General features: G+C 56.9%; 11 protein-coding genes and 1 pseudogene. 2 read left to right on the top strand and 10 right to left on the bottom strand.

The features are described 5' to 3' along the window. Positions 1–82 precede the first annotated feature (82 nt). Genes phnY through ACR0J8_RS21285 form a run of 3 tightly spaced genes read right to left on the bottom strand, consistent with a single transcriptional unit; the run spans position 83 to position 4,002 of the window. Positions 83–1,546, bottom strand: coding sequence for a phosphonoacetaldehyde dehydrogenase (phnY, locus tag ACR0J8_RS21295; protein WP_480526770.1), 1,464 nt, complete (start codon positions 1,544–1,546; stop codon positions 83–85). Between the two features lie 3 nt (positions 1,547–1,549). Next, positions 1,550–2,794: a phosphonoacetate hydrolase gene (phnA, locus tag ACR0J8_RS21290; RefSeq protein WP_480526768.1), complete on the bottom strand. Its 1,245-nt coding sequence runs from the start codon at positions 2,792–2,794 to the stop codon at positions 1,550–1,552. Between the two features lie 20 nt (positions 2,795–2,814). Then, positions 2,815–4,002 carry a 2-aminoethylphosphonate--pyruvate transaminase gene (locus ACR0J8_RS21285; RefSeq protein ID WP_480526767.1) on the bottom strand — a complete coding sequence of 396 codons (1,188 nt, stop codon included), beginning with the start codon at positions 4,000–4,002 and terminating at the stop codon, positions 2,815–2,817. A 120-nt stretch (positions 4,003–4,122) separates the two neighbouring features. On the opposite strand from ACR0J8_RS21285, the gene ACR0J8_RS21280 reads away from it, so the two are divergent. Beyond that, a complete protein-coding gene (locus ACR0J8_RS21280; protein ID WP_170612114.1) occupies positions 4,123–5,007 on the top strand; it encodes a LysR substrate-binding domain-containing protein in 885 nt (294 codons plus the stop codon). A 28-nt stretch (positions 5,008–5,035) separates the two neighbouring features. Here the strand turns inward: ACR0J8_RS21280 and ACR0J8_RS21275 are convergent, their stop codons facing one another. From ACR0J8_RS21275 to ACR0J8_RS21245, 7 genes are all read right to left on the bottom strand, one after another. Continuing rightward, a complete protein-coding gene (locus tag ACR0J8_RS21275) occupies positions 5,036–7,057 on the bottom strand; it encodes a putative 2-aminoethylphosphonate ABC transporter permease subunit (protein WP_170681671.1) in 2,022 nt (673 codons plus the stop codon). Further along, on the bottom strand, positions 7,054–8,187 hold the full coding sequence (locus ACR0J8_RS21270) for a putative 2-aminoethylphosphonate ABC transporter ATP-binding protein (protein WP_321250806.1): 1,134 nt from the start codon (positions 8,185–8,187) through the stop codon (positions 7,054–7,056). The genes ACR0J8_RS21275 and ACR0J8_RS21270 overlap by 4 nt, the downstream gene beginning before the upstream one ends. Before the next feature lie 132 nt (positions 8,188–8,319). Continuing rightward, complete coding sequence (locus ACR0J8_RS21265; protein WP_170825226.1) at positions 8,320–9,339, bottom strand: putative 2-aminoethylphosphonate ABC transporter substrate-binding protein; 1,020 nt, start codon at positions 9,337–9,339, stop codon at positions 8,320–8,322. Positions 9,340–9,738: 399 nt separating this feature from the next. Further along, positions 9,739–10,578 (bottom strand): EamA family transporter, encoded by an 840-nt coding sequence (locus tag ACR0J8_RS21260; RefSeq protein ID WP_480526765.1) that lies wholly within the window; start codon positions 10,576–10,578, stop codon positions 9,739–9,741. Positions 10,579–10,615: 37 nt separating this feature from the next. Then, a complete protein-coding gene (locus ACR0J8_RS21255) occupies positions 10,616–10,813 on the bottom strand; it encodes a hypothetical protein (RefSeq protein ID WP_480892165.1) in 198 nt (65 codons plus the stop codon). A 32-nt stretch (positions 10,814–10,845) separates the two neighbouring features. Further along, entirely contained in the window at positions 10,846–13,308 is a 2,463-nt protein-coding gene (locus ACR0J8_RS21250; RefSeq protein WP_480892162.1) for a GcvT family protein, read from the bottom strand. Between the two features lie 86 nt (positions 13,309–13,394). After that, a complete protein-coding gene (locus ACR0J8_RS21245) occupies positions 13,395–14,150 on the bottom strand; it encodes a DeoR/GlpR family DNA-binding transcription regulator (RefSeq protein ID WP_480526761.1) in 756 nt (251 codons plus the stop codon). 923 nt (positions 14,151–15,073) lie between these two features. Between ACR0J8_RS21245 and ACR0J8_RS21240 the strand changes: the two are divergent. Then, positions 15,074–15,341: pseudogene (locus ACR0J8_RS21240) on the top strand (transposase); the annotation flags it as partial.

The raw sequence follows: 15,341 nt of genomic DNA, 5'->3' as shown, positions 1-15,341 counted from the left end.
AAAAGGGGCGGGCCCCGAAGGGTCCGCCAGTTCCGGGGAGAAATTTCCTGGACCCCTCCTGTTTGCAGAAGGGGCAGGCACGTTAGCCAGGCCAGGGCAGCGAATAAGTCTTCACGTTGGTAAAGAACTTCATCGCTTCGATAACGCCTTCCTTCACGCCGTTTCCGCTGTCCTTGATTCCGCCGAAGGGCGACATTTCGATCCGGTAACCCGGCTGTTCCCAGATGTTGCATGTGCCCACGTTCAGCCCGTTAATATAGGCTATGGCGCGGTTCAGATCGTTGGTGCATACGCCCGAGGACAGGCCGAACTCGGTCGAGTTCGAGATAGCCATTACTTCTTCATCATTGTCGGGCACACGTACAATGGGGACGATCGGGCCAAAGGTTTCCTCCATCACCAGTTCGCTGTCATGGGGCACCTTGTCGACAACGATCGGCGGCAGAAGCGCGCCCTGACGGCCGGGGTGATAGAGGATTTCCGCGCCCTCTTTTTCGGCTTGATGAACGCGGTTCTCAAAGACTTCCGCCGCTTTGTTGTGGATCACGCAGCCCAATTCGGTTTCAGGATCCTGCGGATCGCCGAATTTGATCTTTTTGGCCTTCTCCAGAACCAGCGGCACGAACTTATCCGCGACGCTCTCTTGTACAAGAATGCGCTTGACCGCCGTACAGCGCTGGCCGGAATTGCCGGTGGCACCTGCAACCGCAATCGTGGCAGCCTTGTCCAGATCAGCATCGCTGAGGTCGTTGAGGACGATCAGAGGATCATTGCCGCCAAGTTCCAGTGCCTGACGTTTGTAAACGCCCTTCTCGGCAATCATCTTGCCCACAGGCACGCCGCCGGTGAAGGTGATGATGTCGATATGCTCGTTGGTGATCATCTCGTCGCCGATGTCAGCGGGCCAGCCGGTGACAACCTGGAACATCTCGGGCGGCAAGCCCGCCTCGTACAGAATATCCGCCAGGGTCAATGCGGTCAGCGGGGTCAATTCCGTCGGTTTGCAGACCATGCAGTTGTTGGTGGCAATCGACGGCGCGATCTTGTGGCTGACCATGTTCAGCGGGTGGTTGAACGGCGTGATCGCGCTGATCGCCTTGACCGGCTCGCGCATGGTGAAGATTTTCCGGGCCTTGCCGTTATGGGTCAGATCGCACGAGAAAATCTCGCCATCATCCTTCAGTGCCTCGGCGGCAGCGAACTGATAGACATCCTGCGCGCGCTTGGTTTCGTAGATCGCGTGCTGGTGGCAGATGCCCAGTTCAAGCGTCAGCCACTTGGCCAGATATTCGCGCTTTTCTCCGATCAGTTCACCCGCGCGCTGCAGGATCTGACTGCGTTCATACCGGGTGAGCTTCGGCTTGTAATTCGCCGCAATCTCGAAAGCCTTGCGCGCATGCTCGGCGGTTCCGGCCGGAACGTATCCCACAACTTCGTTGGTATAGGGGTAGTGCACTGGAACGGTTTCGTCGGTGAAGACAACTTCACCGCCGATCCGCATTCCTTCGTTTCGTATTTCGATGTTCGACATGGTCTGATCTTTCATGACTTACTGTGCCGCTGCTGTGGTTGCGTAAAAGAAGGCGTCGAAATTACGCAAAACCGGTTGGTTGGGCAGGTCGATGACGCGGTTCACGATGAACGGAACTTCTTGCTCGGTCAAACCGCCATGGCTGCGCAGGGGTTCCTTCAGGGCCGCCAGATCGTGACGGTGCTCGGACGTGCCAATGCAGATGTTCTCGCCCGAGACCATCACAATGTCGCCAATCCGGTCGCCCGGCAACTCGAACTGCTCGATGGCTTCGGCCTTGGTCAGCACGTGGGTTATCCCCTCGGTTGCTCTGAGTTTTGCTATGATGTCATCCTGATCCGCGCCTTCGGGCAGATAGGCGGTCGCGAAAGACCCCAATGCGCCATGATGCACGACATAAGGATCGGTAATCGGCAGGATGACCCGCGCGGCGTCCTTGCCCAGCCATTCGTCCATCAGATCCTGCGCATATACAACGGCAGGCGAGCCATCAGGCAAGTGCTTTGGCTTCATGCCGTGGTCGGCGGTCACCACGATGGCGGCACCCAACGCGTCCAGTTCGCCCAGATAGCGATCGAACATCGCGTAGAAATCCAGCGCGCCTTGCTGTTCGGGCGCGAACTTGTGCTGAATATAGTCCGTGGTCGACAGATACATCACGTCGGGCTTGAACTCTTTCAACAGCTTGACGCCGGCAGCAAAGACAAACTCGGACAGTTCGGCCGAGTAAACCTCGGGGACGTCCATGCCCAACCATTTGCTGGCATTGTCGATGCCGTGCTCAGTCATAGTCGTCTCGCCTGAACGTTCCGAGGAAAAGGCGACTGCACGACCTTCGTCGAACTTCAGCCCCGCACCAAGAAGCGCGCGCAGTTTGTCCTTGGCGGTGACCATGGCAACGCGGAACCCGGCATCGTAGAATTGCGAGAAGATGGTCGGTGCACGCAGGAAACGCACGTCATTCATCATGACTTCTTCGCCGCTCTCCGGGTCAATCAAGTAGTTGCCACAGATGCCATGCACAATGGGCGGGCGTCCGGTGGCGATCGACAGGTTATTGGGGTTGGTGAAGGACGGGATCACGGAATGGGCCAGCCGGTAGGTGCCTTCTTCGCGCATCCGCTTGAGGTTGGGCATCAGGCCCTTGGCAATCGCAACCTCCAGATATTCAGGCTCGCACCCATCCAGGCAGATGGCGACTGCGGGGACCTTGGGCGTCGGATAGACGCGTTCGTTTGCTACAACGGGGTTTTGGATGGTCATCTTGTCATGTTCCTTGATAGTTAGGCAGCCAGTTTGGCGCGTTCTTGCAGTGCCCGGAGGGGAGGTGCCGCGTTGGTCACGCCCATCTCCTCCAATGATTCCTTTGCGGCGGTCACGACCATTCGCATGACGTGTTCGTCCATTTGGCCGATACATCCGACGCGGAAGCTGTCGACCACCGTCAGTTTGCCCGGGTAGATGATGAATCCCTTGGATTTCATCAGGTTATAGAACTGATCAAACACGAATTTTTCGTCCGCGGGACAGAAAAAGGTGACGATAATTGGGCTGAGCCAACGATTGTCCAGCAACGTTTCAAAGCCCAGCTCTCGCATTCCGGCGACCATGACATCGCGATTACGGGTGTAACGCCCGCCACGGCCGGGTACGCCCCCTTCGGCGGCGTGTGCCCTGAGTGCCTCGATAAAAGCGGCAACCACATGTGTTGGCGGTGTGAACCGCCACTGGCCGGTCTTGTTCATGTGCGCCCACTGCGCGTGCACATCCAGAGACAAGGAATGGCTGTTGCCCTTCGCGGCTTCAAGCTCGGATTTGCGGGCGACGATGAAGCCGAAACCGGGCACGCCTTCGATACATTTGTTGGCCGAAGACACCATCGCCTCGTAGCGGATTTCGGTGGGTTTGAGTTCCACCGCGCCAAACGCCGACATCGAGTCGATCAGAAGTTTGCGCCCGGCGGCATAGGTGACATCGGATATCTCCTCGACCGGATTCAGAATTCCCGAGCTGGTTTCGCAGTGAATAGCGACCACATGGGTGATGTCGGGATCTTCGGCAAGAATGCGGGCAACTTCCTCGCCCCTGGGCGGCAGGTAATCCCCCTTGTCCAGAACGACATGGTCGCGCCCCAGATATTCCAAGGTCTGCGCAGATCGTTGCCCGTAGGCGCCATTCGCAAGAACCAGCGCCTTGCCATTGGGGGGGATAAACGACGCAAGCATCGCCTCGACCGAGAACGAACCGCTGCCCTGCATGGGGACGCAATCGTAGTCGTCAGCCCCTTCGCCAAGCAACGCGAGAAGGCTGGACCGCACTTCGCGTGTCATGGCGCGAAAGTCGTCATCCCAACTGCCCCAATCCTTCAACATGGCTTCTTTTACAGCATAGGACGTTGTCAAAGGACCGGGTGTCAGAAGATATGGTTCACCGAGGCGAGGAGGTTCGATTTTTGCGTTGGAAGGCGTCATATCCATGCTCCAGAAAAGCGTTTTCAAGAACACAATTGCAGCAACGGTTGCTATATGTGAAATTGCAATTATCGATCTAATTATAAGCTCAGCCTATGTACTGGGAAACGGGGACACGCGATGCGGCACAGTCAGCTCAAAGCCTTTCATTTCGTGGCTAAACACGGTGGTTTTTCGCGTGCAGCAGAAGCCTTGTATCTGACACAGCCGGCCATTTCCGAGCAGGTGCGAAAGCTGGAACAGGATCACGATTTGTTGTTGTTCCAGCGCGAACGGAAACGTGTGACCCTGACCCATGAAGGAGAGCAGCTTTACAGATACACCAAACAATATTTCGAGATCGAAGATCAGATCGAGGACTACCTTTCCGAGACCAAGGCCGTGGTTGATGGAGAGCTGCGCATCATCGCCGACTCAGCGCACCACCTGACAGCATTTCTGGGGGCTTTTCAGAAGAAGAATCCGAACGTCACAATCACCGTGCGCTCGGGCAATACCGAGGAAATTCTGGAGGAACTCCGGTCCTATAATGCGGAGATCGGCGTTGTCGGCAGCCTGTCTCCGGGCAAGGACATGGAAATTCTTAGCCTTGGATCCACCGAGATCGTCGCCTTTGCGGCCCAGGGTTTGCTTTTGGCGTCCAAACCGACCCTGTCCCTGGAAGAGTTGTCAAAGCTGCCGCTTATCTTTCGCGAGACCGGGTCAAAAACGCGCCAGAAACTGGAAGATGAGGCCAAAAAGCACGGGATCATGCTTAAACCGGCGATCGTTGCCGAAGGGCGTGAAGCAATTCGGGAACTTGTGGCCTCCGGTGCCGGCATCGGTTTTGTTTCGCAGGCGGAATACGGGCATGATGACCGGCTGCGGCAGATCAAGTTGCAGGGGATCAACCTGCAAATGGGCGAAAGCATCATTTCGCTTTCGCAACGCCGCGAGGTGAAGATCATCCGCGCCTTCATGGAGTTCGTGCAGCGGACTTTGAAAGAAAACCCCGCCAATAGCTGATTGGCGGGGCAGGGTGTCAAAATGGCCGCTAGCGACTTCGCCAGGCTTGAGTGCGTTTCAGAATGCCCTTGGACGCTATCTGATGAATGATCCGGGCCGCGGCATTTGTGTAGAAGATCATCATCCCCATTGCCGCCGCCGGTGCGATGTCTCCGGCATCATCCATATTCAGGACAGCGATTGAGGCGAGCGTGGTCTTGGGGGAGTACAGAAACACCACAGCCGACACGGTCGTCATCGCGTTGACGAACAGATAGATGGATATGTCCAGAACCGCTGGCAGGCAGACCGGAACCGTCACCCGTGCAAACAGCTTCATCGTCGGTTGCTTGAGCGACGCCGACACGGACTCGAACTCGCGGTCCATTTGCTTCAGGGCCGTCACCGCCGTCAGGTGCGATACGGTGTAGAAGTGCGTCACCGTACAGATCACCAAAATCGCCATTGTGCCGTAGATGCCATTCAGCGGGTTTGACGGGTTGTTGAAGAAAAAGATGTAGGACAGCCCCAGTACCATGCCCGGAATGGCCATCGGCAACATCGCGAACATCTGAAAGATTGATCGGCCGGTGCGGAACCCTTGTGATTTCTCAACCAGGTAAGCCCCGAAGAACACAACCGCCGTGCCGATGATTGCCGTCAGCAGGGCCAGCCGGATCGAATTGAAATAAGACCCCCAGCCGCCGCCATCCATCTTGTCGAACTGATAGTTCCTAAGGCTCAGGCTCAGATCATAGGGCCAGAACTTGATCAGGGCCGCGAACTGGCACACTGCCAGAAGGCCAACGATGAACAGGCCGACCGCGCTGCAATAGGCCAGAAACAGGCGATCAGCTTTCGGGTTCGGAGTTGGCTGATACGGCACCGACCGGGCCGACAGCAGCGCCACCTGTTTGGACTGAACCATGCGGTCGATCGCAAAAGCCAGGATCGCCGGGATCACCAGAACCACTGACACAACCGCGCCCATCTCAAAGTTCTGCTGGCCGATCACCTGCTTGTAGATGTCCACCGCAAGCACGTTGAACTGCCCGCCAATGACTTTGGGCAGGCCGAAATCGGTGATTACCAGATTGAAAACAACAAAGGCGGCAGAGATCAGGCCGTACCTGGCACCCGGAACGGTCACCGTCCAGAACGTGCGCCATGGGGTTGACCGCAGGCTTGCCGCAGCCTCGTAGAGCCGCGCATCCGAAATCGCCAGCGCCGTTGAGATGATCAGGAAGGCATGCGGAAAGGTGAAGAAGACCGAGCCTATCACAATGCCGATCGGACCATAGATGCTGGCGCCGAACAGAAGTTCTTTGATCATGCCCTGATTACCAAACAGGTATACCAAGGCGATACCCGGCAGCAGCGAGGGAACGAGAATTGGCGCCATTGCGATCAGGCGAAAGACACCTTTGAACCGCATACAGCTGCGATTGAGCGCGTAGGCAAACCAGAAGGCCAGCGTCACGGTGACGATCGTGCTGACAACCGAAATCCAAAGCGAATTCTTGATCGAATTGAACAGCGCGGGCGTCGAGAAGTAATTTACAAAGTTATCCAATCCCCTGGACTGGACGGGCCGGAGTTGAACCCGCCGAAAGGTATTGGAATCCAGCTCGACCCAATCGGTTCCTTCCTGCAAAGTCGATCCCACCAGGAACCGACCGGTATCCGTCGTGTTCCGGATCTGATACATCACCGGACTGCGGAAACTGAAATCCGGGAAGAAACCTGTAACAGGCAAGCGCCCGTCCGAACCCGTCACAAGATCGGTGTCGGCAAATGCTCCGGTTTCGCGGTTCAGCGCATCGCCCGACAGGATCGTTCCATCAAAACTTCCTGCGTCATCGCTGACCTGAAACTCGTACTGGGACAGTTCCACCCGGTAGGTGGAAAACGACTTTGAGAGCATCGTGTAAAGCGGCAGCGCCAGCGTCACGATCAGATACAGCACGATGACCATCATGCTTCCGCGCATCAGGATGTCGTCGCGGCTGAGCTTGGGTTTGATGATTGGGCCGGGGGGCAAAGTGTTACTGTTGGTAGAAGCGGTACTCATGCCCCGGTCTCCGGTACGTCAAAGGCCATCAGGCGGTCTTCGGGAAGCTCGATCATCATCGTCCGCCCTTCTGCCAGCTCAAGGCGGCGTACGGCATTGATCGAGAAATCCGCGATCAGCTCCGAAGTGCCGAACCGCTCATTGCTCAGGCGGCACCGCCAGAACGAACCAAGGAACTCCATCTCGGTGATCAGCACTTCGAAGGCGTTTTCCGGGGTGGTAATTGTATCCGGCGCACCCGGAGACCGCGCACCTTCTCCATGTGGAATGACATCATCAGGTCGGACAGCAGCTATGACGCGGCTTCCTTTCTGATGCGAATGCCGCGTGCATTTCAGCACGGACCCGCCCAGTTCTATCGTCTGAGGGTCACCGGCAACTGCCGACAGCTGGTTCATCTCGCCAATGAAATCGGCGACAAACAAGTTCCTTGGATGGCGGTATATCTCGGTGGGCGATCCCACCTGTTCAATCACGCCATGGTTCATGACCACGATCCGGTCCGCCATGGCCAGGGCCTCTTCCTGGTCATGCGTCACCATCACGGTGGTCACGCCCAGCTTGCGTTGCAACTCTTTGATTTCATGCCGCAAATGGACGCGTACTTTTGCATCAAGCGCCGAAAGGGGTTCGTCCAGAAGCAGCAGACCGGGCTTGGTTGCGATGGCGCGGGCCAGGGCAATCCTTTGCTGCTGCCCACCCGACAACTGTGCCGGATATTTTTTGCCCTGATCCGGCAGGCCGACGAGATTAAGCAACTCATTCACGCGGACAGCGATTTCAGATTTGCTGTGGCCCGAGTTTTCCAGACCAAAGGCAATGTTCTTTTCAATCGTGAGGTTCGGAAACAGCGCATAGGACTGAAACACGATCCCGAAATCACGCTCGGACGGGGGCAGGTTGGACACGTCCTTGCCGTCCTGCATGACCGTCCCCTTGGTCTGCAAATCCAGACCGGCGATAGCGCGGAGCAGGGTCGTTTTCCCGCAACCCGACGGGCCCAGAAAACAAACGAATTCGCCATCGTTGATTTCCAGCGAAATATCCTTGAGAGCGAGAAAGCTGCCGAACGCCTTCCACAAGTTCTGGATGCTGAGATACAGTTCACCGGGAGGTGTTTTCTGAAGCACGGGAGAAGTCCTCACATCTGCACCTCGGGCATGGCTGATCCGGGCTGGGCATTGCCAGGTGCGCAGGTCATGTTTTTGGGAAAAAGAGAAGGGCGCGCAGGAGAGGCAAAAGCACCTCTCCTGCTATCGTGTTTATTTCGCTTCCGACTTTCCGTCATAGCGAGACTGCCATTCCTTCAGGATTGCCGCACGGTTATTCGCGGCAAACTCAAAATCATTGTCAATCATGGCATCCAGAAGACCGTCTGGGAAGTGCTCAACCGGTTTTGCGACGCCGGGGTAGGCCACAACCGCATAGCCGGTGTTGTACATTTCGTTGGCTTCCTTGGTGACTGTGAAATCAACCAGTTTCTGAGCCGCTTCCAGATTTGCCGTTCCGGCGACAATTGCGGTGGCTTCCATGTCCCAGCCTACGCCTTCGGACGGGACGATAATCTCAAGAGGCGCGCCATCCGCCTTGGACTTGGCGCCGCGGAAGGCAAACGAGATACCGATCGGGATTTCGCCCGCTGCCGCCAGCTTGCAGGGTTTGGAACCCGAATGCGTATAGCGCGCAATATTTTCGTGCAGCGCGTCCATGTACTCCCATCCGCCTTCTTCGCCGAACATTTGCAGCCAACTTGAAACGTCAAGGAACCCGGTGCCTGACGAGTTCGGGTTCGGCATGATAACCTGATCCTTGTACATCGGGTCAGTGAGGTCTTTCCACGAGGTGGGTGGCTTCAGCCCGGCCTTTTCAGCCTCGACAGTGTTGTAGCAGACGGATGCAACCCAGGCATCCATACCAACCCACGCGGGTGGATTGTCGCCATCGACAAATTTGGGATCCAGATTCTCGACGCCGGCAGGTGCGTAAGGTTCCAGCATGCCCTCCGACTTGAGCAGCAACAGCGATGTAGCCGCCAGCCCCCATACGACGTCTGCCTGGGGGTTGTCCCGCTCAGCCAGCAGTTTGGCGGTGATGATCCCGGTCGAGTCGCGAACCCAGTTGATCTTGATGTCAGGGTTGCTTTGGTTGAACGTCTCGGCATACCGGGCCAGATCTTCCGCCTCGACGGCGGTGTACACTGTCAATTCTGTTTCCGATGCCGCAACCGTCGCGGTCATTGCGCTGACGGCCAGAGCGGCAAGAAATGATGTCGTGTGTTTCATTGTTATCCTCTGTTGGTGATTTCTTGACGTGTTCGCCATTCTTGCGCGGCGTTCTATTCAGATTTGTATCAACAGTTTGACAGATAAAAACTTCAAGAAAAATCGATTATATCTTCAACATCATAAGTGCACCCTATGGAAAAGCAGCTGTGGATTGCCGACAGTTGCGACCAATTCCGGCAACGGAGCGGCAGGGCCTAACCGTTTGAAGCAACTTGTTTTGCATACTTTTGGTGCCGTCCGCTAGTGTCGGCCCCAGTGTGGACCAGAGGCTGAACACAGGCGGGATCGGTATTGTTCCTACGGTGGTCCGGCATCTCGCCGGGATTTGTGATGAAGATAAGTACTTTTTTGTGCGTGTTTCCGAGTTCTGCGTCCGAAATCTGCCCTCAGACTTCGTTATCTCGCCATTGCCAAAACCAAGATGCCGAGCGCCACGATTGTCGCCGCAAGAAGCCTGTTGGACTTGGGCCCTTCGCCAAACCACATGACGCCAATAATCGACGCAAAGATCACGGAACTTTCTCTGAGTGCCGACACCACGCCCAAAGGCGCAATCGTCTTGGCATACAGCACCAGTCCGTAGGCCAGGCCGGAAATGACGCCACCCGCCAGACCTGCCCAGACAAAGCGACTGGGCAGTGCCACAAGGCGCTGCCATCGGGTCGTGAAGATGAACCCAGCAACAATAATTTCGGCGACGAACAAGGACGCGATGTATCCCAATGCGTTCTCGGACAGCCGAATGCCGATACCATCCACAATCGAATAGGACGCAATCATCAGGCCCGTGCCAAGGGCTGCCGCTATGGCGATCCAGTTCGTTTGTCTGCCCACCCCGGCAAGAGACAGGCACCCGATACCTGCCGAGATGCAGAGTATGCCGATCCATGCGACCGTCGAAAGAAGCTCTCCTGCAAACAAAATTGCGCCCAGCGCGACCAGAATAGGCGTGATCCCGCGCGAGATGGGGTAAACCATCGACAGGTCGCCATGTTTATATGCGGTGTTCAGAAACCAGTAGTACCCCCAGTGGATCAGGGTCGAACCAACGATAAAAGGGAAGGCTGCCCAAACTGGTAACCCGAAGAACGGCAACGCAAACAGCGCGGGGATTGCGTGGCCAAGTGATACCAGCCCCAAAACGATTGCTTTGTCGGGCGCCCCTTTGACAACCGCATTCCAGAGCGCATGCAAAAAGGCAGCGGTCAAAACGATAAGAAGCGCCGAGGTCGTCATTGCGAGCCGATGAAATGGTTTGGTTTGTTGGCGTGCATCAGAACTCCGACCTCAATGCGCTGATACGCGCGCGCGTTTGGTTTGCCAGCGCAAGTGCGTGGCACGCGACCGACAGAACCGAACCGGAGGTCTGTTCGTCAAGGACAAGCTGGTCCAATGGCAAACTATCGCAACGCAGAAAGCCGAATTTGGAGGTTTGGTTCGCTTCGGGCCCGATAACCGAACGGTGTTTCATCCGGGTTCATTTCGGCAGGGGGTCATCCAAGACTAGCCGTCCATCTTCGGCCGTTCGCTTTGGGTATCGTACGGGGCTCGCATATAGGCTGTTGCCGACAACCGGGTTCCGGCAAGGTCGATTTCAAAGGTCCCGTCGCGGAAAAAAACGGCCGTTACCGGGCGGGGCGCGTCCAACCGGCAAAGTGCAACGGCCGCGCCCAGCGTATGGCCATAAGCGGCCGAGCGGACCTCGCCGATTTCGACCCCGTCATACAACACGGCCTCACCACCCCACAGTTGTGCCGAGCCATCATCAAGCACCAGTTGCACGATGCGTGTTTTCAGGTGATCGGGGTCCTCTTTTGCCGCCAGCAGCGCGTCTTTCCCGATAAAGCCGCCGGGCTTTTCGAAATCGACCGCAAAACTCAGCCCTGCCTGTAGCGGAGTGATGTCGGGCGTTAACTCTCGGCTCCAGGCGCGGAAACCCTTTTCCAGGCGCAGCCCTTCCAGCGCGTAGTATCCCGCATCGCGGATGCCGAACTCGGCCCCGGCGCGCATCAGATCCTCGTATACGCCAACGGTGAATTCGATCGGCACCACCAGTTCCCAGCCCAGTTCACCCACATAGGTCATGCGGTTGGCCAGAACCGTGGCATAGCCCAGATCGATTTCCTGATGGGTGGCAAACGGGAAGGCCGCGTTGGACAGATCGGCCTTGGTCAGTTTGTTCAGAACCGCGCGGGCATTCGGCCCCATGACCGCCAGAACCGACCATGCGGCCGTGGCATCTGTCAGGAACACGTGGGCATCCGCGTCGAAATTCTTGCGAATCCAATCCGCATCATGCACCGCCTGGGCCGAGCCGGTGATCAGAAGGAACTCCTGCGCTTTCAGGCGCAGCACTGTCAGGTCGGATTCGTACCCGCCGCGGTCGTTTAGCAGACCGGTGTAGACCGTGCCTCCGATCGGGACGTCGACATTTGCCGCGCAAATGCGGTTCAATTGTGCGCAGGCATCCCGGCCCTGAACCAGCAGCTTCGCGAACGAGCTTTGATCGAAGATCGACACGCCCTCGCGGGTGTTCTTGTGCTCGGCCGCAACTGCGTCATGCCAGTTCTGGCGGCCAAAACTGTATTGAATCTCGGGTGCTTCGCCTTCCGACGCAAAGAAATTCACCCGCTCCCAGCCCATCTTTGATCCGAATACAGCATTTTTAGCCGCCAAGCGGTCGTAAAGGGCCGAGCGGCGGAACGGGCGCGCGGTGTCCAGCTCGCGATTGGGCCAGGGCATGGCATAGTGAAGCCCCAGCGTTTCCTTGACCCGATCGTGCAGCCACGTCGGGTTGTTGTTGAAGTTTGCGAACCGCCGGATATCGACAGCAAACAAATCCGAAGTCGGAGCCCCCTCGACAATCCATTCAGCCAAAGCACGCCCAGCCCCACCGGCGCTGGCAATTCCCATCGAGTTGAACCCGGCCCCCACAAAAAAGTTCTTCAGTTCGGGTGCCTCGCCCAGAAGGTAGTTGTTGTCGGGGGTGAAGCTTTCAGGCCCGTTATAGAATTTGCGCACGCCGGCGTCGGCCATCTGCGGAACCCGGATCAGCGCGTTTTCCAGCAGGATTTCAAACTGGTCCCAGTCATCGGGCAGAAGCTGGAAGAAGAACTTGTCGGGGATGCCGTCCATTGCCCATGGCTTGGCTTCGGGTTCGAACCCGCCCATCACCACACCGCCGGTTTCCTCTTTGAAATAGATATAACCGTCCGGGTCGCGCAGCACAGGCAGGCCAGGCTTCACGCCTTCGATCTGTTCGGTCACGATGTACATATGCTCGGCCGAATGCAGCGGTACGTTGACGCCGCACATTTTGCCCAGTTGGCGCGCCCACTGACCGCCGCAGTTCACCACAATCTCGGCTTCGATGGTACCATGGTCGGTCACGACACCACTGACTGCTCCGTCTTTGGTCAGAATATCGGTAACCTTGATACCTTCTATGACTTTGGCGCCGCCCATGCGCGCGCCCTTGGCCAGAGACTGTGTCAGATCGGTCGGGTTGGCCTTGCCGTCGCCGGGCATCCACAACCCACCCTTGACGTCATCCACCTGCATCACAGGCCATTTGTCCTGCGCCTCCTGCGGGGTGATGACCTGTACCTCGACCCCCTGCGCGCGGGCTGCGGCCGCCGTGCGCAGCAGCATTGTCATGCGGTCCTCCGTGCGTGCCACGGTAACGGAACCGCATTCCATCCAACCTGTGGCCAGCCCGGTCTCGGCCTCAAGCTGAGAATACAGTTCGGTCGAATAGCGGATCAGATTGGTCATCGCAGGCTGGCTGCGCAACTGACCAACCAGACCCGCCGCGTGCCAGGTGGTGCCACAGCTCAGCTGGCCCTGTTCCAACAACACCACATCACGATGCCCCATCTTCGTCAGGTGATACGCGACCGAGCAGCCAACAATACCGCCCCCCACAATGACAGTTTGCGCGTTGTGCGGAAGTTGGGTGCTGGCCATTGCCTTGCTCCGTGCAGAAGGAATCGGGTCTGCACTCACCTTATTGGTAGTTTGCAAAAGTTGGCAAATATTTTCTTTTCTTTGCGTTAAGCCCGCACAATATCCATTGGTTGGGTTTCCAGCGCTTCGGAAATGTCCTTGGGCAGTTCACCGTCAACAACAAGGGTCACGTCAAAGGGCAGAGCTTTCACTGCGATCTGCCCAACCACCCCGAACTTGCTGCTGTCCGCCAAAAGGAAAGGGTGCTGTGCCCGTTCCATCATCATATGGCGCAAGTTGGCGCCTTCCAGCGAGAAATAGGTGAGCAAGGCCCGCGCGCTGATCCCGCCAACCCCGACCAGCGCGTATTCCGCGTTATATCTGGAAAGGTGTTCCAGTGTATCCAGACCCATTGTTGCATTCTCGGAAAAATCCAGCCGTCCGCCCAGCAATGTGATCTCTGCCGCTGCCGGTGTCAGAACCGAGGCAATTGTTAAGTCATTCGTGTATATCGTTAATTCACGGCGGGTGGCCGCCAGAGCCTTAGCTGCGGCAAGTGTCGTCGACCCATTGTCAATGATCACGCTGGCCCCGTCCGGGATTGCGCTGGCGACATATGCACCAATACGCTCCTTGCCCGCACGGTTGGTTTGGGTGCGGTCAGCCATAGGAGGTTCATGCCTGCGCACTCTGGTTGCCCCGCCGCGCACCTGGTTGAGCTTGTTTTCCTGGGCCAACTGCTCGATATCCTTGCGCACGGTTTCCCGTGATACGCCAAGACGTTCAGTCAGAGAACGAATAGAAACCGCAGGCTGGCGCGACACTTCTTCGAGAATGATTGCATGACGTTCGGATGGCAGCACGAGAGACCCTCAATGATCGCATGGGGCTACAGAATGCCAAATTTCGCAAAAGAATCCAGCCGAGAGCTGCAAAAGCGACCGCGAGATTTGTCAAAGGGCTCCGGGGCGCGGCGTTCGTGGATCCCGGGTAGCTCTCGGCTGTTCATCGAAACGTCTCGCGATAAGCCAAACGTTCTATCGCTTGTCACAGCATCGCGGCCGCAAGAGCGGACGGTCCCCGCCAATGCGCTTCGTGCGCAATTGGGCGGTCTGACTTTCCTCAATTCAGGGAAGGCGTGCTGTTCAGGTGTTTCAAATACCCGAAATCAATGCGCTCGCTGCTCCAACAAATCCAGCGCCCGCCACGACGCTTGCGAGTACAATACAAAAAACTTCTAATGCGCTGAGTTTCATTTTTCTGCCCTGCCCAAATGCCCCGCTCGACTTAAAGCATCTCATGAGTTTCAAAAAGAGAGCCGTGGTTGACGTGGCGAAATACCGCTACAAGCGCGGCGTGTTTTCGCTCAGCCGTGAGTTTTGGTTGTTCAGATCGGATACCGTTGCGGGGGTCAGAAGCTTGATCTGTAGGCGGATCGCGCATCACCGCTGTGCCCCCGAGTTGACGGATTCTAGCGCAGTTTGTTCCCCCAATCTATCCTCTGGAATTTTGGTCCGGTGCGATGGGCTGGTTAAACCTTAGTGCAAGTGATTGATTTTAGTGGTAGCTGAGGTCCGTCATGAGCGCAAACCCCACACAGTAACCTTCTGTAAAAGAAGGATCCCGCGGCCTTCCACTGGTAAACAGAATGGTTGATATTCCTAGCGGCACACTCGCTGGCGAATTCGATCTAATGAGATTGGGGATTCGTTGCGATGGCTTAGGCTCAAGATGCATTGATGTCGCAGCGCTGCATGTGTCACGGCTTGGAAAACGGAGCGATGACATGAGCGACCTTTATTGGCTGAAAGACGAGCAAATGGCCAAGTTTTAGCCTTTCTTCCCGAAGTCGCATGGCAGGCCACGGATCGATGATAGATGGGTGGTGAGCGGGATTGTCTTGATCAATCGCAGCGGCCTGCGGTGGTCGGATGCTCCAGGTGAGTACGGCCCGCCCAAGACGCTCTATAACCGTTGGAAGCGGTGGAGCGACAAAGGCATCTTCGCCCGGATGATGGCCGGTCCGGCTGCCGAACACGGTGAAGAGAAGACCG

This window comes from Ruegeria sp. N11, assembly GCF_056531525.1.
This window is presented reverse-complemented; position numbering and strand designations above follow the sequence as displayed.